At 72.8% G+C, this 21691-nt stretch carries 10 protein-coding genes; 2 read left to right on the top strand and 8 right to left on the bottom strand.

What is annotated here, in order from left to right:
- Nucleotides 1–11 precede the first annotated feature (11 nt).
- From ACWED2_RS17085 to ACWED2_RS17070, 4 genes are all read right to left on the bottom strand, one after another.
- A complete protein-coding gene (locus ACWED2_RS17085) occupies nucleotides 12–386 on the bottom strand; it encodes a hypothetical protein (RefSeq protein WP_449691435.1) in 375 nt (124 codons plus the stop codon).
- Nucleotides 387–416: 30 nt separating this feature from the next.
- Nucleotides 417–12713, bottom strand: coding sequence for a DNRLRE domain-containing protein (locus ACWED2_RS17080; protein WP_449691434.1), 12297 nt, complete (start codon nucleotides 12711–12713; stop codon nucleotides 417–419).
- A gap of 147 nt (nucleotides 12714–12860) precedes the next feature.
- Nucleotides 12861–13160, bottom strand: a complete 300-nt coding sequence (locus ACWED2_RS17075; RefSeq protein ID WP_449691433.1) for a hypothetical protein — start codon at nucleotides 13158–13160, stop codon at nucleotides 12861–12863.
- 88 nt (nucleotides 13161–13248) lie between these two features.
- Entirely contained in the window at nucleotides 13249–15966 is a 2718-nt protein-coding gene (locus ACWED2_RS17070; protein ID WP_449691432.1) for a helix-turn-helix transcriptional regulator, read from the bottom strand.
- A gap of 136 nt (nucleotides 15967–16102) precedes the next feature.
- Here ACWED2_RS17070 and ACWED2_RS17065 point away from each other — a divergent pair, with 136 nt between their 5' ends.
- Nucleotides 16103–16675 carry a VOC family protein gene (locus ACWED2_RS17065; protein ID WP_449691431.1) on the top strand — a complete coding sequence of 191 codons (573 nt, stop codon included), beginning with the start codon at nucleotides 16103–16105 and terminating at the stop codon, nucleotides 16673–16675.
- A 197-nt stretch (nucleotides 16676–16872) separates the two neighbouring features.
- Here ACWED2_RS17065 and ACWED2_RS17060 read toward each other — a convergent pair whose 3' ends face one another.
- A complete protein-coding gene (locus tag ACWED2_RS17060; RefSeq protein ID WP_449691430.1) occupies nucleotides 16873–17079 on the bottom strand; it encodes a hypothetical protein in 207 nt (68 codons plus the stop codon).
- A 5-nt stretch (nucleotides 17080–17084) separates the two neighbouring features.
- Entirely contained in the window at nucleotides 17085–17954 is an 870-nt protein-coding gene (locus ACWED2_RS17055) for a helix-turn-helix domain-containing protein (RefSeq protein WP_449691429.1), read from the bottom strand.
- Between the two features lie 401 nt (nucleotides 17955–18355).
- On the opposite strand from ACWED2_RS17055, the gene ACWED2_RS17050 reads away from it, so the two are divergent.
- The gene (locus ACWED2_RS17050; RefSeq protein ID WP_449691428.1) at nucleotides 18356–19807 is read left to right on the top strand and encodes an amidase; all 1452 of its coding nucleotides are present in this window, start codon (nucleotides 18356–18358) and stop codon (nucleotides 19805–19807) included.
- 257 nt (nucleotides 19808–20064) lie between these two features.
- Here ACWED2_RS17050 and ACWED2_RS17045 read toward each other — a convergent pair whose 3' ends face one another.
- The gene (locus tag ACWED2_RS17045; protein ID WP_449691427.1) at nucleotides 20065–20991 is read right to left on the bottom strand and encodes a LysR family transcriptional regulator ArgP; all 927 of its coding nucleotides are present in this window, start codon (nucleotides 20989–20991) and stop codon (nucleotides 20065–20067) included.
- Between the two features lie 82 nt (nucleotides 20992–21073).
- Nucleotides 21074–21616, bottom strand: coding sequence for a CGNR zinc finger domain-containing protein (locus ACWED2_RS17040; protein ID WP_449691426.1), 543 nt, complete (start codon nucleotides 21614–21616; stop codon nucleotides 21074–21076).
- Between the last annotated feature and the right edge of the window lie 75 nt (nucleotides 21617–21691).

The raw sequence follows: 21691 nt of genomic DNA, 5'->3' as shown, positions 1-21691 counted from the left end.
CTTCGGAGATGTCACTGTGCGGTGAGCCGGATCCTCACCCGCTGCGCTTCTTCCGGGACGTCGAGCCAAACGCGGATCCGGGCGACACCGGGCGGCGCCGGGTAGTGGTGGCGGAATTCCTCACCCACCATGTCCGCCACCTCGAACCCGTCCTCGAGGATCCGGAACGGACCGTCGAAGACGAGGGTTCCCTCGTCTTCACCGTCGTCCAGGGAGACCCCGACGTCCACCGGCTCCAGGCCGCCCTGCGCGACCGCGACGGTGAGGCACTCCTCGTGGCTGTCCACCGGTGAACCCGCCGGATCCTTTTCGGGTATCCCGATGGTCGAGCCCACGGCTTCGATCCGGAGCAGGCCCCACGGCACGTCGACGCTGAATCGGTCCATTTCCTCAGCCAATCTGCACCGGCACCGGCACTAGTAGTCCGTGTACGGGTTTATCCCGTCGCGGCCCATCTGCGCTGCGGCCCGGCCCTGGTTTCCGCTGCACAACTTACAGTGGGGCAACAGTATCTGCGGTCCGTTGCCGGTGTTGAACGTGGACACCGGCTGGTGGTCCTTCACCCAGGTCCCGCTCGGGTAGCCCGACGACGTGGCGCCGCAGCTGTGGCAGCCGTAGGTGTTGCCGATCCGGTTCATCTCCCGGATCTCCTCCGCCGTCCAGTCCCGGCCGGGCCCGCGTGCGGTGATCCACTCCTGGGCGTTCGGCCCGGGGTAGAACAGCGCGCAGGCTTCCTCGCTGTACCCGCCTGCCTTGCCCCCGATGTTGTGGACGAGGACCGGCGCGTCCCCGGCGAGCACGTAGTACGTGTGCAGGCCGTCGACGGTGAGGTTGTGCACCCGCTGCACGGCCGTGCGCCGGTCGGTCGCGGTGACCTGGACGAACGTGCCCGCCGCGGTGCGCAGCAGGTCGCCGGGGCGCAGGTCCTTGGCCTCGCGCCATTCGCCGGGCCCGGCGACCCAGAACGGGTGGCCGTCGGTGCCGGTGATCGTGGAGTCGGCCCGGCCGTCGTGGTCGACGTCGACCGAGATGTCGACCAGGTTCTTCTGCCCGTCACCCGCGATGGTCGCGGTGACCACGCGCTCTTCGGTGCGGCCGGTCGCCGGGTCGGTGGCCAGCACCTTCTCGCCCAGCTTCACCTCGGCGATCGGCTTGCTCGAGCCGTCGGCCATCCGCACCCGGGTGTCGGGCGTGAAGCTGTTCGAACCACAGCCGTTGCCCGAGGACGCCGGCTTGGTGCCCAGCGGGTCGGTGAGCCGGGTCGGCTGGTTGCCCACGTAGCCGTAGAGGTTGTCGCCGCCCTCGAACCCGATCGGGTCCTCGCTGAGGAACCGCTGCAGCACGGGGCTGTAGTACCGGGCCCGGTTGAAGTACAGCCCGGTGCCGTCGTCTTCGCGCCCGGCGTACCGGACCGAGTTGCCGCGGTCGTCCCCGGTGACGTAGGTGCGGCCGAACGGTTCGTAGGTGTACGACGCGCCGGCACCCGTGTCGTCGACCACCCCGACCGTGCTGCCGATGTTGTCGGTCAGGTAGCGGCGGGTGACGCCACCGGATTCCCGCAACTGGAACCCGTCGACGCCCGCCGAGGTCATCGTCGCGGTGACCGTCCCGTTCACCTTTTCCTGCACCGGGTTGAGGCCGTCGTACAGGAAGTTCGTGGTGACGCCGTTGACCGTGCGGCCCTGGCGGCGGCCGTCCGCGCCGTAGACGAAGCCGGCCGTCACCCCCGGTGCGGTCTCGCCGGCCAGCTGGCCGCGGGCGTTCCAGCTGTAGGTGGCCGTCCCGTCGGAGATCAGGTTGCCGTCCGGGTCGTGGGCGATCGGCGTGGAGCCGATCGCGCGGATCCGGTTCGCCTGGTCGTACGTCGCCGAGCCGAACTGTTCCGGCAGCATCGCGCGGGAGTAGCTCCCGCTCGTCCTGATCGGCAGGCCGGCGCCGTCGTAGTCGTAGGCGAGCTGGCCCAGCACCGTCGTCCCGGACCGGTAGGTGATCGACTTGGTCTGCCCGGCGGCGTCGTAGGCGTAGGTCTGGGACACCCCGCCACCGGGTGCGCCGATCCGCTCCGGCCGCCCGGCGCTGTCCCGGCTGACCGTGGTCACCGCGGTCCCGCCCTGCTGCACCTCGGCGAGCGCGCCCGTCGCGTCGTAGACCTGGCGCACCGTGGCCAGGCCGGGCACCGTCATGATCCGGTCCCGCGTGCCCACGCTGTAGGCGTAGGACACGCTGCCGTGCGTGGTGGTCTCCGCCTTGATGCGGTCGAGGCCGTCGTAGTCCGTGGTCGCGACGCCCGCCACGGAGTCTTCGGTCCGCTTCAGCCGGCCGGCGAGGTCGTAGCCGAACTTCGTGGTGCTCTCGGTGCCGTACCGGCTCTCCTGGCGCCGGTCGAGTTCGTCGTAGTCGTGCTCGGTGGCGATGCCGCGACGGCTGGTGTGCTTCTTGAGGTTGCCGTTCTCGTCGTAGTCGGCCAGCTCGGACTTGCCGAGCGGGTCGGTCACCTGGTGCACCCGGTCCATCCGGTCGTACTCGAACACGGTCTGCCCGTCACGGGCGTCGGTGACCTTGGTGCGGTTGCCGTTCTGGTCGTACTCGTAGGACATCCGGCGGCCGAGCGGGTCGGTGACCGAGGCGATTTCGTTCACCGCCGTGTACGTGGTTTCCGTGATCGCGCCGCGGGGGTCGGCCGTCAGCACTTCCCGGCCGGTCGCGTCGAACCCGGCGGTCGAGACCCGGCCGAGCTGGTCGGTCGTGCGGACCGGGTCGGCGCCCACGTAGTCCGTCGTCGAAGACTTGTCCGCCGGATCGGTGACCTTGGTGACCAGTCCCTTCTCGTCGGTCACGTAGGTGGTCTTGCGGTTCAGCGGGTCGGTCACCGTCTGGACCGCGCCCCGCGCGTCCAGGCCGTAGACCGTGTCCTTGCCGTAGGAGTCGGTGTGCTTGGTCAGCTCCCCGTGCGGGCCGTTGCGCTCGAACTTCTCGGTGCGCGCGTCCGCGGTGCCCGCCAGTACGGTCTGCTCCTTGATCTGACCGTTGTCGTCGTAGACGTAGGAAGTCTTGCGCTGCAAGGGATCCGTGCTCGACTTCAGCCGGACACCGTCGGCCTCGTACTCGTTCGTCGTGGTCGCCGCGAGTGCGGTGCCGAAGGCCTTCGTGTCGGTGAGCACCGCGCCCGCCGCGTTGAAGGTGAACCGCCGGACGTGCCCGCGCGGGTCGGTGACCCGGGTTTCGGTGATCGCGTCGCCCGACTCGACGTAGTCGAACTTCGTGACCCCGTTGTCGGCCGCGGTCTGCTGCTTCACCCGGCCCTTGGCGTCGTACTCGTTGAGCAGGAACCGGATGCCGCGGCCGTCGGTGATGGTCTTGAGCAGCCCGTTTTCCCAGGTGTAGCGGGTGATCCCGCCGCCGAGCCCGGTGACCGACTCCAGGTGCCCGGTCGCGTCGTAGGTGTAGGAGACGCGCCGGCCGAGGTTGTCCTCGATCGAGGCCACCCGGGGCGGGTTCGCCGCGTCGTAGGTGAACCGCACCCAGCGGCCGCTCGGCGAGGTGATCTGGGTGACCGGCCCGTTGGCGCGGACCTTGCCGTCGGTGCCCGGCGGCGCGGTCGCCCTGGTCAGGGTGGTGGTGTTGCCGAACTTGTCCCGGATCTCCTGCAGCGGCGCCTCTTCGCCGATCACCATCACCGTGCCGTCGCGCAGGGTGACGTCCCAGCCGCTGTCGACCCACCGCACGACCGAGCCGTCGAACCGGGTCGGCGTCGGGTCGGCCTTGAACACCGCGCCCGCGTAGTCCTTGCCCGGTGACGTCCGGCGGTAGTGGATCTTGCTGCCGTCGGCCTGCACCAGGTCGAACTCCTGGAACGTGAACTGCCCGATGACCCCGGGCGACCACGGGTAGAGCCCGTAGTTGAAGCTCGTGCCGACGCCGAAGGTGCGGATGTCGGTGTCGCCCTGCTGGTAGGTGCGCTTGATCTCGATCGGCGCGATGTCGTCGACGACCATGTCGGTCGTCTCGTCGACCAGCAGCCCGGTCGACGGGTCCACCGGGTCGCCGACCCGGGCCCCGTTGGGCCGGGGCGCGATCCGCGGCGGGTTCATGCCGGGGACCGCGGTCATCGCGCCGGTCAGCCGGTAGAACCGCACGCTCGGGTCGGGCACGATCTGCGTGCCGTCGGGCGACACCGTGCCGTAGCCGTAGATGTGCCAGCCCTTGCCGTCCGGGTCGTAGTTCCAGAACTGGGTGCGGGTGCCCGGCGGCTCCTTCGTGTAGTTCGGGTAGACGATCGTGGCGCCCTCGGGGAAGAGGTAGCCGCCGCCCGGCTGGACGGTGAAGTACACCGGGACCTTCGTCGGCGGCAACGGAAACGGCGGCCGGTCGATCGGGATCGGCGTCAGGCTCAGCTCGGTGGCCACGGTGCCGTCGGCGTCGCGGACCACCGTGCCCGCCGGGAGGCGCACCTCGAGGCCGGGGATGGCCTTCGTGGTCAGCACCGTCTCCTTGGTGGTCGGGCTCGGGATCCGCACGGTGGCCGCGGCGTCGATCTCCGGCAGGAACACCGTGTACGGCAGCACCAGCACCTGGCCGTCCTGCAGGTCGACGCCGATGTCGAAGGCGCCGAACGGGCGCCCGCCGGTGCCGACCGCCGTCCGGCCGTCGACGCGGAGCACGACGTGGCCCGCGGCCAGGTCGGTCAGCGCGAACTTGCCCTGCTCGTCGGTGGGGACGTGGTGGCCCGCCACGCTGACCGTGACGCCGGTGAGCGGCTGCCCGGCGGTCGACTTGACCTGCCCGACCACGCCGGTGAAGCCGACCGGGAACTGCAGCGGCCGGTCCCGGACGGGCTGCGGGTCGTAGCGGGTGTTCCAGTCGGTGCCGTTCAGGTTGGCGCGGTCGGGCTGCCAGCCGCCGGACGGCGTGCAGTTCGACGGCGCCGGCGCCGGTTTCGGCGCGGGCGGCGCTTCGGGGACGCCCAGCGCCCGCGCCGGCTTGCCCACCGGGGGCGGCGGGTCGGCCGGGGTGCACTTCGGGGTGACCGGCTTCGGCGGCTCGGCCGGGGTCTGCGCCGAGGCCACGGCGGCGGCCGCGGGTTTGGAGATCGCCACGGTCATCGTGCCGGTGACGCCGCCCGCCGGGTCGAACACGAGCGTGTAGGTGCCGGTCTGCTTGAGCGCCGCCATCTTGAACCGGTCGAACGACATGAACGAGTGCCGCGGCGAGACCGTCCCGTCCGGGGCGATCAGGCTGTAGTAGGCGCCCGTGTTGTTCGGGAACGTGCGGGTGATGTCGAGCTGCAGCACGTCGTTGGCCGTGCCGTCGAAGGTCAGTTTCCCGTTCTGGCCCGGCCGCGCGATGGTGATCGTCCGCGCCGCGCCGCCGATGTCGGCCTTGCCGCCGTCGGCCTCGCCGAACAGGGCGACCGAAAGGTCGCCGGCGACCGGGATGCTGCCGTCGTCGATCGGCTCCAGCAGGACCCGGTACTCACCCGCCACCGGCAGCGCGATCAGGTCGAGCCCGGTGGCGCCGCCGCCCAGGTACTGCGCGGAGTAGAAGTCGAGCTGGGTGCCGTCCGGCTTGAGGATCTTCAGCTTGGCGAACGGGATGTTCGCCGACGCCAGCCCGAGGGTGAGCCGCTGCCCGGCCTGTCCGGTGAACTTCGCGGCGATGGTCTGCCCCGGCACGGTGACCGACACCGCCCGCGCGGGCGCGTCGAGCGTCAGCGCGCCGAGGTCCTGCGGTTTCGACGCGGCGATGGTCACGTCGCCGGTGGTGGCGTAGCCGGGGTCGAGGTGGATCCGGTACCGGCCGGTCTCCGGCAGCGCCGCGATGTCGAGGGTGTTCTGGAAGGTGCTGCTCACCAGCTTGCCGCCGGTCGGCTGGTACACCCGCATGGTGAGGGTGCCGGGCAGGCTCTTGAGCCGGGCGAACAGCCGCAGCGGCTCGTCCTTGACGCCGTCGTAGTCGAACCAGTACTCGCGGCCCGGCCGGTCGAAGGTGACCTTGGTCTGGGCGTTGACCGGCAGCGTGCCGCCTTCGATGCCCGTGGTCAGCCAGCCCTTGGCGGTGCCGACGGCCTCCCAGCCGCCCATGAACAGGTTGTGCTCGCCGTTCTTGCGGATCGGCAGCGGCTTGATCTCCTGGGTGCCGGTGCGCAGCTCGACCTGGTTGCCGTCCGGCTCCACCATGATCCCGCTCGGGTAGCCGGGGCGGCCGTTCTCGCGCAGCGTGTTCTCGGTGATGCCGAAGCGCAGCGGCTTGTTCTGCACGCCGGTGAACGGCATCCGCACGGACTGACCCGGCCGGTTGATCTTCATCAGCGTGCCGGCCCCGTCGACGGCGAGCCTGCCCGCTTCGATCACGCCGGACAGCCACACCTTGCCCGCGCCGAGCTCGCCGGGGGCGAAGGTGACGCCCAGTTTGAACGTCCCGGTCTGCTTGGCCTGGAAGACCATGGTCGGGATGTACTCGGTGAGCGAGGCCTTCCACTGGTAGGTCCGGCCGTCCGGCTCGGTGACCAGCATGTCCCACGTGTTGGTGGGCATGCTCAGGTCGGTCAGGCCGAAGCTGAGCCACTCGCCCGCGGTGGCGGTGAACGGGATCTCCGTGCGCTGCCCGGCGACCGACACGGTGAACGGCACGCCGGTGCCGTCGCGGGTCAGCTTGTCGCCGGTCAGCGTGTGGGACGCGGTGATCCGCACCTTGCCGGCGGCGTTGTCGTCCGGCGCCACCACGATCGTGTAGGTGCCGTTCGCGCCGAACACCGGGATGTCCTGGCGCAGCGTGCTGCCCGCCCACAGGTCGAGCGGGTCGCCCATGGTGCGGCGGGCGAAGTCGCCGCCGTGCGGGGTGAACATCCACATGGCCGAGCGGACCGGGACCGTGTTGTTCTCCAGGTCCAGGTGCAGCCGCTCGCCGACCTTGCCCTCGACCAGGACGACCGCCGCCTTGCCCGCGGGGATGTCGAGGTCGAGCGGCCTGCCGAGCTCGATGCGGCCGCCGGACACGAGCTGGTCGACGACGAACCCGCGCGGGGCGACCAGGAAGTCGCCCGTGCTCGTGGCCTGGCCGCCGGGCGTGCGCACCGAGATCCGGCCGGAGCTCGCCGCCGCCGGGACCTCGACGACCAGCTTGCCCGGGTCGGCCTGCTTGACGCGGGCAGTGGTCTGGTGGAACAGCACGACGTTGCGCGCCGGGTCCGGGTCGAACCCGGTCCCGGTGATGGTGACGGTGTCACCGGAGTTGGCGCGGTCGGCCGAGACGCCGGAGATGGCCGGCGCCGGGACGCCCCGGGTGACCGTGAACGGGCTGCGGCTCGTGGCCGACTTGCCGCCCGCGGTGACCTTCACCGCGCCCGCGCCGGTGCCCGGCGGCACGACGACCGAAAGCCGGTTGGTGCTGGCCGCGGTGACCTGCGCGGTGACGCCGTCGAACGTCACCTGGTTGTCGGCGGCCTGCACGGCGAAGCCGGTGCCGCTGATCTCGATCGTGCTCCCGATCGGGCCACGCGCGGGGACCAGCGCGAAGATCGACGCGGTGTCGGCGCGGTACCGGTCGGTCGCCTCGAGGTTGCCCGCCGCGTCGTAGCGGTAGGCGGCGGCTTCACCGGAGTTGTTGGTCACGCCGGCGAGCTGGCCGGCCGCGTCGTAGAAGTAGTCGCGCGGCCCGGCCGGCGCGCCCACCGCGAAGGTGTACTTCGCGGGTGCGGAAAGCACGCCGGACGAGGTGACCTTGGCCCACACCGTGAGCGTGCGCCAGCCGGAGCGGACCGGGGTGAGCGACAGCGTCGCCGTGCCCGTGCCCGCCGTGACCTCGGTCGGGGCGGCGTCGGTGTCGAGCTGGTACCGGAACGCGTCGGCCCCGACGGTTCCCTGCGAGCGCAGGGTGAACGAGCCGGCCTGGGCGAGGCTGCCGTGCAGCTGCCCGTCCGCCGGGTAGTCGGTGGAGCTGACGGTCGGCACGTCCGGGGTCGGGGCCGCGCCCGCCACCAGGAACGTGTAGACCGCCGGGGCGGAGGCCGAACCCGCGCCGCCGAGGGCCCACACGGTCAGCGTGTGCGTGCCGCCGGTCGGCGGGGTGACGCGCGCGGTGACCTCGCCGGTGCCCGGGACGTCGGTGGTCGCGCCGTCGTCGAGCTTCCAGCGGAACCCGGAGACCGGCGTCGTCCCGGACGGCCGGAAGGTGAACGCGCCTTCCCGGCCCGCGTCACCGTGCGGCTGCCCGTCGTTCGGGTAGTCCACAGAGGACACCGAGGGTGCGTCCGGCGCGGCGAGCTGGGCGACTTCGAAGACGTAGTTCGCCGGCGCCGAAACCGCGCCCGCCGCGGTGAACGTGCGCACGGTCAGCGTCTGCGTGCCCGCCGTGGCCGGCGTGATCTTGACCAGCACCTTGCCGGCGCCGGCCACCTCCGTGACCGGGCCGCCGTTCAGCTGCCAGCGGTAGCCGGCGATGGCGGTCGAGCCGGTCGGGCGGAAGGTGAAGGTGCCCTCCCGGCCGGGCGCGCCGTGGGGGGCGCCGCCAGCCGGGTAGTCGGCCGAAACCACCTGCGGCGCACCGGGTCCGCCCGGCGGGTCGGCGACGACGAAGGTGTACGTCGTCACCGGCGACACCGTGTTCTCGGCGCCGAGCGCCCGTACCGTCAGCCGGTGCTGGCCCGGGGTCGCCGGGGTGGCCTTGACCGGCACCTCGCCGGTGCCCGCGACGTCGGCCGGGCCGCCGTCATCGAGCTGCCAGCGGTAGCCGGTGACCGGCACCGCACTGCCCGGCTTGAGCAGGAACGTGCCTTCGCGGCCCGGCGCGCCGTGCGGCTGCCCGTCGGCCGGGTAGTCCGTCGACGACACGGCGGGCGCGGCGGGCGGCTGCGCCGGCTGGGCGACGACGAAGGTGTGGACCGACGGCGGCGAAACCAGGCCGCCGGGGGTGACCGCGCGGACGGTCAGCGTCCGGGTGCCCGCCGAGCCCGGGGTGAGGCTCACCGAGAGCTGGCCGGTGGCCGGCGTTTCCGTCGGCACCGGGTCGGTGTCGAGCTGGTACACGAACTTCGCGATCGGCACGGTGTCACCGGGCCGCAGGACGAAGGTGCCCGGCCGGCCGGCCCCGCCGTGCGGCTGGCCGTCGTTCGGATAGTCCACGGAGGACACGAGCGGCGCGGCGGGCGGCACCGGCGCCGGCGTACCGGGCCCGGCCGCGAAGATGCTGGGCCGCGGCACCTCGGACCCGGCCGCGAAGTGGCCGTGCCACTGGACGCCGGTGCCGAACCGGGCGCCGTCCGAGGGCGCGACGAAGACCTTCGACGTCGTGCCCCGGGTGAAGGAGACGACGTCGAACTTGCCGTCGCCGGTGAAGTCGCCGACGCCGGGCAGCTCGTCGCCCGGGGCGAACCCGGCGTGCCACTGGCGGGCGGTGCCGAACGCCGACCCCGTCGACGTCGCGGCCGTCACCTGGCCGCCGGTGAAGGCGACGACGTCGTCCTTGCCGTCGCCGTCGATGTCGGCGACCGCGCCGCGGGCCGCGTCCGGCGCGAAGTTGTCGTGCCACTTGACCGCGGACGACGCGAACTTGGTGCCGTCGGACAGCGCGACGAACACGTCGGCCGCGTCGCCGCCGGTGAAGGCGACGATGTCGTCCTTGCCGTCGCCGTTCACGTCGCCGGCCGCGGGCATTTCCGTGCCACCGGCGAAGGAAGCGTTCCACTTCACCGGGGTCGGCGCGAACTTGGTGCCGTCCGACAGCGCGACCCAGACGCTCTTGTCGGTGCCGCGGGTGAACGACGCGATGTCGTCGCGGCCGTCGCCGTCGAAGTCGCCGACCAGCGGGATCTCTTCGCCGGCGGCGAAATGGCTCTGCCACTTCACCGGGGTCGGTGCGAACTTCGTGCCGTCGGACCGGGCGACCCACACGCTCGCGTCCGTACCGCGGGTGAAGGAGGCGATGTCCGCCTTGCCGTCGCCGTCGAAGTCGCCGGTCAGCGGGATCTCGCTCTGCGCGGCGAACTGCTCGTGCCACCGCACGCCGTCCTGGACGAACTTCGTGCCGTCGGACAGCGAAACGTAGACGTCCGCGGTGTCGCCGCGGGTGAACGTGACGACGTCGTCCTTGCCGTCGCCGTTGAAGTCGCTCTTGACCTTCTTGTGCCGCGGCGCGTCGGCGACCACGAACGTGTAGGTGGTCGCGGCCGAGGAGTAACCGGTGGCGGTGAGCGCGCGGACGGTCAGCTTGCGGGTGCCGGACGCGGCCGGGGTCAGGGTGAGGTCGAGCTGCCCGGTGGCCGGCACCTCCGTCGGCTGCGTGTCGGAGTCGAGCTGGTAGACGAACTTGCTGATCGCCACGCCGTTGCCCGGCTTCAGGGTGAACGTGCCGGGGCGTCCGGCCGCGCCGTGCGGCTGCCCGTCGGCGGGGTAGTCCGCGGAGGAAACCACGGGCGCGGCGGGCTGCGCGGGCGGCGAGCCGAGGTAGGAGACGCCCAGCGTCGGGCGGAGCAGCGGTTCCGGCGCCTCGTCGGAGAGGAACAGCACGCGCTGCTGCACCGTCGCCTCGTCGCGCAGCTTGACCTCGAAGCCGTAGTTGGCCGACGGGGTGTTCACCCAGTTCTGCACCATCCCGGCGTTTTCCCAGACGTGCCAGGTCGGCCGGTCGGCGACGCCGGACACGAAGTCCGCGCGAGCGCCGATGTCCCCGCCGGGCGTGGTCCACGCGGTCGCCGTCGAGGCCCGGTTCCAGGTGGCCTGGTCCTCCACGAACGGCTTGGTGAGGGGGTGCCCGTCGAACGTCGCGCCCGACCCGTTGGAGTAGAACGCCCACAGCGACAGGTCCGCGTCGACGACGGTGGTGCCGGGCGGGATCGCCGAGACACCGTCGAACTTGACGATCGTCCGGGTCTTGCCGAAGGTGGTGCCGTTGTTGCCGACCTGCAGCCACGGCTGCCCGTTCAGCACGTTCAGGTTGGTGTTCGCCTGGGTGGCCGAGAGGGTGGTGTCCGCGCTCGCGCGGAAGATCTGCCGGACCTGGCCGGCCTTCGGCGTCCGGGTCAGCTGCGTCGCGCCCGGGATGACCTGGCCGTCACGGGTCTTGACGGCGATCATGTAGTAGGCGGCGTTCCAGCCGAGGTCCGGCGCGCTGTCCGGGGTGACCGGCGCGGTGGTGTCGACGAACCGGCTCGCCTGGGGCGCCAGCGAAGTGACCAAAGTGGACGCCGACGGCGTGTATACCTGCGAAACCGACCGGTGCACCTGGTATTCGACGATGTCGTCGTTCGGGTTGGCCGGATCCGGGTCGGTGTAGGGCGACCAGGCCAGTTCGGCGCCGGTGGCGTAGGTCTTGGTGATCGGCTCCAGCGCGGCGCCGGGGCGCCCGTAGGTCAGCAGCAGCTTCGGGAAGGTCTCGGTGTCGCCGTTGTAGACGAAGTCCCCGGCCAGGTAGATCGCCCCGCCGCGGCCCAGCGTCTCGTCGGTGGCCTTGAGCAGGAGGCCCTGGTTCTGGCTGGTGCCGGAGACCCACGACTGCGCGATGTTGCGGACGTCCCACTCGGACCAGGTGTGCGTCACGCCGTTGCGCCGGACCGCGGTGGACAGGCCGGCCTCGGCGAACGCGGCGGCGGCGGTGTTCCAGGTGGCGGTGCTCGCGTTCCAGGCGGCGGTGACCCGGCGCGCCTCGATCGTGACGTCGTTGGCGTCGGTGTAGAGCTCGTTGTCGTAGTAGGCGCGCAGTTTCGCCGAAGCGACACTGGTGCCCGCGGGCACCACGGACGTGTCGAACCGGACCAGGCTGCGGGCGACGCCGGAGTTGTCGGTCCCGACCGACAGCTGGTACGACCCGGCGTCGTTGCGGGTGGGGGTGTCCGACCACAGCTGGACGTCCTGGCCGCCGTTCGACGACGTCTCGATCTTGATGGTCGGGTCGATCACCACGGGGTAGGTGCGCTCCGGCGCGGCCAGCCACCCGCGATCGGCCTCGACCACCACGGTGATCCGGTCGCCCTGCTGCTCCACGCGTTGGGAAACGGCGTCACTGCGGGACTTCCCGTGCACCGACTTCGAGCCGGGGGTGGCGTCGGTCATGAACGGCTTGGGCATCACGTACAGCGGCGGCCCGTCGGACGTCGCGGGGAAGAAGCCGATCGACCCGTCCGGCTGGGCCCGCGCGATCACCCCGCCGAGCCGCAGGGTGAACCGGTAGGTCGCGTCCTTCGGCGGCGCGGCGAGGACGATGTCCTCCTTGAGCGCGTCCGGGGTCACCCGGTAGGTCACTTCGGCACCGTCGAAGGCACCGGGGTAGCTGACCGAGTTGCGGGCGACCTTCGGCTCGATCCCGCGGGGCGGCCCGTCGATCCCCAGGTCGACCTGGGTGCCGCCGAGGGCGAAGCTCGTCAGCCGGTCGGTCCGGTTGCCGAACCGGCTGGCGAAAGCGTTGGTGTCGTTGGCGAAGACGTAACCGTCGCGCGCGTCCTCGCGCACGGTCGGGTCGATCGGCTGCCAGGCGCCTCGGCCGTCCCGGTAGTTCTGCGCACGCGCGGAGACTTCGGCTTCGTACTGCCCGTTGGACAGTTCGAAGACCCGCGCCCCGGCGGTCCGCCGGTCGGCCAGTTCACGCACGCGCTTCGGCGGCCCGGCGTCCTTCCCGGCCGCCGCGCTCTGGTCTGGACCTTGGGCGACGAAGGGCGAAGAAGCCGGCAGCCCGACGGACACGACCGCGAGCACCAGTGCCAGGACGCAGACTTTTGACAGCACGAAAAAACGACGCGACTCGCGCACCGATCCCCCCACGTCATGGACCGGCGGCCACCCTCCCCCCAAGGTGGAGAAGCCTACCGATCTTGCGTGGACGAGCCTAGCGAACCCGGCAATCCACCCCACAGGGCCAAACAGGCTATTTCGTCACCGCGAACCGGCGGCCGCCTTCAGGCAGCCGACCATGGCGGTCCGGGCCTTTTCCCCGGCGGCCGGCGGCACGGCCTGGCCGTTCAGGAAGGCGGCGCGTTCTTCCTCGGTCGCGTAGGTCACGTACCAGTCAGCGAGACACTCGACGGCCTGGTCCGGCGTTCCCTCGGTGCGGGGGTCGGCCTTGAGCTTCGCGACGAAGGCTTCGCGAGCGGGTGGCTCGTCCGCGCAGGCGGAGAGCGTTCCCGCGAGGACGAGCGCAACGGCCGCACCGGCCAGCCGGGCGAATCGGGTCATCAGGCCAGGGTAGCGGCGAAAGCAAGAGGCGGGTGGCAGATCGTCGTCGGGGCGAACCTCGGAGTCCACAATGGACCGTTTCGGAGCTTCAGCCCACCACGTCGAAGGCGGCCTCGCGCAGCTGACGCCGTGAGGTGATCCCCAGCTTGCCGAAGACCTTGCGCAGGTGCCATTCCACGGTGCGCGGGCTGAGGAACAGCCTCGTGCCGATCTCGGGGTTGGACAGGCCTTCGCGGGCGAGGCGCGCGATCTGGAACTCCTGGGCGGTCAGCTCCTCGGCGGTCCCGGCGGTGCGTTTGCGGACCGTCTCGCCGGTCGCCAGCAGCTCGCGGCGCGCCCGATCCGCGAACGCCTCCAGGCCCATCGCCGACGTCATCGCGTGGGCGGTGCGCAGGTGTTCCCGGGCGTCGGCCCGGCGGCCCTCGCGCCGGAGCCACTCCCCGAACAGCAGGTGGCTCCGGGCCAGCTCGACCCGCAACGGCGTGCCGGTGAGCAGCGCGATCGACGCGGCGTAACACTCTTCCGGCGTGTCGCCGGCCAGTGCACGCAGCCGGGCGTCGAGCGCCCGTGTCCACACCGTCGGGCGCGGCCGCGCCCGGTCGGCCATCCGGTTCCGCGCGGCGGCGACCAGGTCGTCGTCCCCGGTGCGCGAAGCGGCTTCCGCCAGTTCGGCCGTCGCCAGGGCCTGGTGGCCGACGGTGTCGTGCTCGAACACCCGGTGCGCCGCGTCGCGGGCGAGGTCGTGGCGGGCGAGGCCGTTGCCGAGCACCGCGGTCGCGTAGTCGGCGAACCGCACGACCCGGCCTTGGCCGCGCTCAGCCGCCTCCGCGGCCGCCCTCGCGATCTCCGCGGTGTCGCGGCCGCGCAAGGCGGCGAGCAGGATCGCGCTGTACCCGACCGGACGGCCCCCGGTGACCTCGGCGAGCAGGCGGTCCTCGTCGACGAGCGCCTGTGCCGCGGGCAGGTCGCCGGCCGCCAGGTCGTGGTTGGCCAGGAAGTTGAGGGCGAACTGCAGCTGGACGAGCGCGCCGGTCTCCCGGGCCAGCCGGACCTGACGCTCGGCGAACGCCCGGCCGGCCGGGTAGTCCAGCAGCTCGGTCGCCAGCGTTCCGCCGGCCCGGTTGCCCAGCAGCCACAGCAGGCGCCCGGGGTGCTCACCACCGGTGTCCAGCGCCCGGACGGCGTCGATCGCCTCGGTCATCAGCGGGACGGCCGCCGCGTAACCGTCGGTGAGCCGGGTGGCGAGCGCGTCCAGCACGAGGTCGACGGCGGTCGGTGGGCCCTGGGCCGCGGGTGCCGCACGCGCCCGCTTCGCGGCTTCGAGCCCGGATCCCGCCCACACCGCGGCGCCGAGCGCCTCGAGGTACGTCTCGCGGGCCTGGTCACCGTCGAAGCGTCCGGCCGCGCGCAGGAGCAGCTCCGCCGCGTCGCCGCCGCGCCGCTGGTCGAACGCGATCTGCCCGCGCAGCCGTTCGACCTCGGCGTCCCGCACCGGATCCGGCGGGCCGGCCTCGGCCGCGCCCAGCAGGCTCAGCGCGGTTTCCAGCGCGCCCGCGCCCCGCTTGGCCCGGGCCGCGGCGAGTTCCCGCCGGGCGCGCCGCGCCGGATCGGGCGTGAGCGTGGCCGCCTGCTCCAGCAGTGCCGCGGCGGCGACGAGACCGCCGCGGGCCTGGGCCCGGCCGGCGGACCGGTCCAGCTCGGCCGCGACGTCTTCGTCCGGGACGACGGCCGCCTGGGCGCGGTGCCACGCCCGCCGGTCCGGGTCGACGCCGGCGTCGGTCACCGCGGCCAGGGCCCGGTGCACCGCCCGCCGCTCCCGGGCCTCGGCGGACCGGTAGACGGCCGAGCGCACCAGCGGGTGCCGGAACCGGATCCGCGCGCCGAACTCGATCAGCCCGGTCGCCTCGGCGGCCGCGGCCGGGTCGGCGCCCAGGCCGAGCTCCCCGGCGGCGCGCCAGAGCAGGGTGGCGTCCCCCAGCGGCTCCGCCGCCGCGACCAGCAGCAGTTTCCGGGTGTCGGGCGGCAGTGGTGCGAGCTGCTGCAGGAAGCAGCGCTCGAGGCGGTCGGCGAGCGCGTCGCCGCCCGCGCGGCGGAGCCCGTCGGTCTGCTCGGCGGCGGTCCAGAACCTCGGCAGCTCGACCAGCGCCAGCGGGTTGCCGCGGGTCTCGGCGACGATCCGGTCGCGCACCCGGGCGTCCAGCGGGCCCTTGAGCGCCGAGTCCAGCAGGGCGTTGGCGGCCGCGTCGCCGAGGCCGCGGACGGCCAGCTCCGGCAGCCCGCCCAGGTCGAGCTCCTCGGCGGGTTCGCGCACGGCGAGGACCAGGGCGACCGGCTCGGCCAGCAGCCGCCGCGCGACGAACGCGAGGGTCTGCGCGGACACCCGGTCGAGCCACTGCGCGTCGTCGACCAGGCACAGCAGCGGCCGGTCCTCGGCGGCTTCGCCGAGCAGGGTCAGCACCGCCAAACCGACCAGGAACCGGTCCGGCGGGTCGCCCACGGTCAACCCGAACGCCGTGCCGAGCGCGGACCGCTGCGGCGCCGGCAGGTGCTCGATCCGGTCGAGGAAGGGGGCACACAGCTGCTGCAGCCCGGCGTAGGGCAGCTCCCGCTCGGACTCGACGCCGGCCGTCCGCGCGACCCGGCAGCCCGCCGCCCGCGCGGCCACGTGCTCCAGGAGCGCGGTCTTGCCGATCCCCGCCTCACCTCGCAGCACCAGCACCCGGCTGTGCCCCGCCCGCGCCGCCGCGAGCACGCCGTCCAGCGCGGCGAGCTCGTCGCCGCGGCCCAGCAGCTCCGGACCAGCCATCCCCGGACCCTAGCGCGAACCCCGGGCCCCCGGCCCGGGCAAGACCAGGGTGTCTCACGGGGGCGAACGCGTTCCCGGGAGACGAGGGTGGTGGCGAGCGGCGAGACCCGCCACCACCCCCGAAAGGAGCCCGATCATGGACATGAAGCTCGAAGTCGTGGTCCTGCCCGTCACCGACGTCGACCGGACCAAGCACTTCTACAAGACCCTCGGCTGGCGCGAAGACGCCGACATCGTCTTCGGCACCTCCCGGGTGGTGCAGCTGACCCCGCCGGGATCACCCACCTCGGTGCACTTCGGCACCGGCCTCACCGACGCCGCCCCCGGCTCGGTCCGCGGCACCTACCTCGTGGTCGAGGACATCGAAGCCGCCCGCAAGGAACTCGCCGAGCTCGGTGTGGACGTCAGCGAGGTCTTCCACCGCGACGAGACCGGCGCGTTCGCCCCGGGCGTGCACCCCGGCCGCGGCACCTACTCCTCCTTCGCCTCCTTCAGCGACCCCGACGGCAACACCTGGCTGCTGCAGGAGATCACCACCCGCTTCCCCGGCCGCGTGACCGGCGTGACCTACGGCTCGACGCAGCAGCTGGAGCAGGCGCTGCGCGAAGCCGCGGCCGCCCACGGCGAGCACGAGAAGGAAACCGGGCAGTACGACGAGGAATGGCCCGTCTGGTACGCCCAGTACATGGCCGGCCACCAGGACGCCTGAGCCCGGCCCCCTGCGCCGGCCGCTTCGAAGCGGTCGGCGCCCCGTGACTCCCCAGCGGCCCGCACGGCGTCCAGTCGCCGTTGGCGGCCCGGCGGCGTCGCGGTTCCCGTCGCGGACCGCCGCCGTGCCGACCCGTCGCGGCTGCCGCTCGCCGGGCACCGCGACGCGGGTGGTCGCACCGGTGAACTCGCTCCGGTTCAGCGCAACCCGCTTGCCGCCGAACTCACGCCGTTCTGCTCGGCCCCGGCCTGCGCGGAACCGATCTGGGCGGAGCTCTGGCCGGCCGCGGTGCCCTGGACGGCGAACTCCGGGGCGACCCCCTCGCCGGCCTCCGCGGACGCGCCATCGCCGACGTCGAACGTCGCCACCAGCACGGCCACCCCGAGCATTCCCCGCAAGAGCATGGGTCTCATTCTCCTCTTCGACGGTCGATCGCCTGCGCCCGGCTTCCGGATCCGGGCACCGGAAATCTTCCACCGTGCGGGGTGGCCGGTGCTTGGAAAAAACCGACATCGGCCGGCAGGGGAACGCTCGTCACGTCGCCGATCACCCGTTGCCGGACCAGTGGCCCGGATCCGGTCGTCCGGTGTTCGGCGAGGAACCGGGAAACCGACCGCCCGGTCATCGACCGGAACTCCCGGTCGAGGTGGGCCTGGTCGAAGAAACCGCACCCGGTCGCGGTGCCCGCCGTCGGTGCGCAGGCGAGGAGCTCGCGCAACGCCCGTTGGAACCGCACGATCCGCGCGGCCGCCTTCGGCGTGTGGCCGACCTGTTCGAGGAACCGGCGCTCCAGCTGCCGTTCGCTCCAGCCGACGTGGCCGGCGAGCTTCGCGATCGGCACCGTTCCCCCGGAGTGCGCCAGCACCTGCCACGCCCGCACCACGTGTCGCGAGCACGCCGGGCCGGCCGCCCGCCACCGCCCCAGCACCGAGTCCAGCAACGCGAACCGGCCGGCCCAGCCGTCCGTCGCGGCCAGCGCGTCCGTCAGCCCCCGCACCCGGACGTCGAGCAGGTCGGACGCGTCGACGATCCGGTTCTTCAGGTCCCGCAACGGGGTGTCGAACAACGTGAAGGCGGCCCACGGCTCGAGGACCACCTCCACCCCGTGCAGGTGGCCGTCGTGTTCACCCACCGTCGCACAGGTGCGCACGCCGGACACCAGCGACGTGAGCGATCCCGGCGTCGGGACGGCGCTGGACAGGCTCGCCAGGCGCAGCCCACGGTCGAAGTTGAGCACGATCGTCACGAAGCCGACCGGGACCTCGAGCCGCCGCCGCACTTCGCCGTGCGCGAAGCGAAAACCCCGGTAACAACGGACACCCGGCCACAGCGGCCGACCGGGAACCGCCTCCACCACCTCCCAGGTCCCCCTCGGGCAGGCGTGACGCAGTCCCGGTGTCATGTTCCTCCCCCGTGAACACGGTTTCGGCAATGCTGCCGAACCAGCCTGCCAGACGACCGCGTCACGACGCCACGAAGCTCGATCACGAAAGCAATTCCTTGCCGTGGCGCAGAACCACCGATTCCGGCCGGGGCAGCTCGACGGTCTCCCGGCGCACCGCGAGCCGCTGGTGCGCCACCGGCTGGACGACCGTGGTCGTCACCGGGCGGAGAACTTCCCCGAGCCTTGCGCGAATCGGCGTTTTATGACCTCCCCCGGGGGCCGATACGGTCGGATTCATGGAGTGGAACTTTGCGTCGGCCGGGGAACTCATGGCCGCTCTGCGTGCCGGTGAAGTGACCTCGGCCGAGCTGACCGAAGAGGCGATCGCCCGGATCGAGCGGGACGACAAGGTGATCAACGCGATCTGCGTGCGCGACTTCGACCGCGCCCGCGCCGCCGCGCGCGACGCCGACCAGGCGCGTGCCCGCGGGGAAGACCGGCCGCTGCTCGGTCTTCCGGTGACGGTCAAGGAGAGCTACAACGTCGCCGGGCTGCCCACGACCTGGGGCATCCCGTCGCACCGGGACTTCGTGCCGGCCGAGGACGCGGTCGCCGTGTCGCGGGTCAAGGCCGCCGGGGCGGTGGTGCTCGGCAAGACCAACGTGCCCTTGGGGCTGCAGGACCTGCAGAGCTTCAACGAAATCTACGGCACCACCAACAACCCGTGGGACCACGAACGCACGCCGGGCGGGTCGTCCGGCGGGTCGGCGGCGGCGCTGGCGGCCGGGTTCGGGGCGCTGTCGCTCGGTACCGACATCGGCGGCTCGCTGCGCACCCCCGCGCACTTTTGCGGCGTGTACGCCCACAAACCGACCCTCGGGCTGGTGGCGAACCGCGGCATGGTCCTGCCCGCCACCCCGGCCCTGCCGGTCGAACTCGACCTCGCCGTCGCCGGTCCGATGGCGCGTACCGCCCGCGACCTCACGCTCCTGCTCGACGTCATGGCCGGGCCGGACCCGTCGACGCTCGGGGTGGCGTACGAGCTGGACCTGCCGCCGGCACGCCACGACCGGCTCGGGGACTTCCGGGTCCTGGTCCTCGACGAGCATCCGTTCCTCCCGACCGGATCCGCCGTGCGCGCGGGCGTGCACCGGGTGGCCGAGGCGCTCGCCGACGGCGGCGCCCGCGTCGAACGGCACAGCCCGCTGCTGCCCGACCTCGCCGAAGCCGCGACGCTCTACACGCAACTGCTGTTCTCGGGCACCGTCGCGCAGTTCCCCGTCGAGGAGTACGACCAGCTGCGGATCCACGCCGCCGCCCTGAGCGAAGACGACCGGAGTCTCGACGCGGCGCGGCTGCGCGCGATGGTGTTCACCCACCGCGAATGGCTGGAGGCGAACAGCCGCCGCGAACTCCACCGCCACGGCTGGCGGCAGGTCTTCGCCGAGTTCGACGCCGTGGTCTGCCCGATCACGCCGACGCCCGCGTTCCCGCACGACCACACCCCCGACCTGCTGGCCCGCCGGATCGACGTCGACGGCGTGGAGTTCCCGTTCTTCGACCAGCTCGTCTGGGCCGGCCTGGCGACGATGCCCGGCCTCCCGGCCACCGCCATCCCGGCGGGCCGGTCCCCCGAGGGCCTGCCGGTGGGCGTGCAGCTCATCGGCCCGAGGTTCGAGGACCGCACCCCGCTGCGGCTGGCCGAACTGCTCGAGCAGAAGATCGGCGGCTTCCGGGCGCCTGAGTAGCGCTCGCGCGGCGCCCGGTCAGCCCGTGCGCCGCTCCGGGAAGCCGATCGGAGTCGCCTCCCGTCCGCGCGCGGCGCCTGCTCGAGCAGGCGCTGCGCGCCCGCCGCGGCGTGGACGACCACGGTCTCACCGGTCACAGCGGCTTGAGCGCGGTGGGCCGGTTCACGGCCAGGCCCAGTGCCTGCTCGGCCGTCCGGCCCGCCAGCGCGGCCGCCGCGGGTAAGACCACGCACTCGGCGAACACACCGAGGAATCGGTCAGGCCGGTGCGTGCCCCGCGGACTTCCCCGGCGGACGTCGCCTGCCACGCAACGACTCCGCCGCCGCGGCCGCCACCGCTTCGGCCACTGTGGACAGTGCGGGCAGGTCGAGCTTCCACTGCTGCCAGTAGAGCGGCACGTCCACCGGCCGGTTCCGCACGAGGGGCACCAGCGTGCCGTCCCGCAGCCCGGGTGCCGCCTGCACCTCCGGCACCATGCCCCACCCGAGGCCGGCTTCGACCGCGGCGACGACCATCTCCGACGCCGGGACGTAGTGCCGCAGCGCGCTCGCCCCGCTCCCGCCGAGCAACCGGACGAACGCGTCCTGCAGGTCGTCGTGGTCGTCGAACACGACGACCGGCGCCGCCGACAGGTCGTCCCGCAGCGCGCCGGTCACCCACCGCGCGACGAAGGCCGGGCCGGCCAGCGGCAGGTAGCGCAGGGCACCGAGCGGGCGCACGGAGCAGCCCTGCACCGGGGTGGCCGAGGACGTCACCGCCGCCATCACGCGGCCCTCCCGCAGCAGCGTGGTGGTGTGCTCCTGGTCCTCGCGGTGCAGTTCGAAGCAGATCGGCGGATCGGCGGCCACCCCGGCGAGGGCCGGCAGGAACCAGGTGGACAGCGAGTCGGCGTTGACCGCGATCGGCACCCGGACGGGCTCACCGCTCATGCCCAGCTCGGCTCGCGCGTCCCGCTCGAGCGCCGCGAGCCGCCGCGCGAACCGGACCACGACCTGCCCGGAGTCGGTGACCCGCACCGGTTTGGTGCGGGTCACCAGCACACTGCCGGTGCGCTGTTCGAGTGCCTTCACCCGCTGGCTCACCGCCGACGGCGTCACGTGCAGCACGGCCGCGGCGGCGTCGAAGGTCCCGGCATCGACGACGGCGAGCAGGGTCCGGACCTGGTCCAGCGGCAGATCGGTCATCACGGTCACTGATGTTAACGGGAAATCGTTAGCTGCCCTGTCGACGCCGGGCCGCCGGCCGCGTTCCTTCCGCCTGGCGTGGCTATGGTCGGCCGGTGGCCGCCTTCGCTCGATAAGTCGACTTCTTCGCCTGGTTCCCGCACACGTCCATCGAGCACCACCGCCGCGTCCCCGGCCGGGACGTGTCCAGGAACAACGCCCCGCAGCGGGCTCCCTCGCACCGCCGGACCCGCGCGAACTCCGGCGACGTCACCAGCTCCAGCGCGTCCCGGGCCAGCAGCGCCAGCATCGCCGACGCGGGATCCTCCGCCTGCCAGCGCAGCTCCCCCGACGGCGTCAACGCGGGCGCCGGCACCGGCAGCGCCGCCGTCCGGTTCAGCAGCTGCCGTGTCGACGGGCGCGCCGGCCCCGTCAACAGCTCGTGGATCGCCTCGCGGACCGCGCGGGCTTCGCCGGCCGACGCCGGCCGGACCGGGGCGGAGAAGGGGCCGAACTGGTCGATCCACGCTCCCCACGCCGACGCGTCGGGCAGCTCCTCGGTCTCCGACGGCGTCCCCCGGTACCGGAGCGTCCGGATGAAGTCGAGGCACCGGCGGCCCGCGCCCGAGCGGAATCTGTCCGTCATACGGGTCACAGTACGCCGGAACCGGTTTGACTGGTACCGTCGGGAACCGATCAAACCGGTTCCGACCCTGGGGGC

The organism is Amycolatopsis sp. NPDC005003, from assembly GCF_053600695.1.
This window is presented reverse-complemented; position numbering and strand designations above follow the sequence as displayed.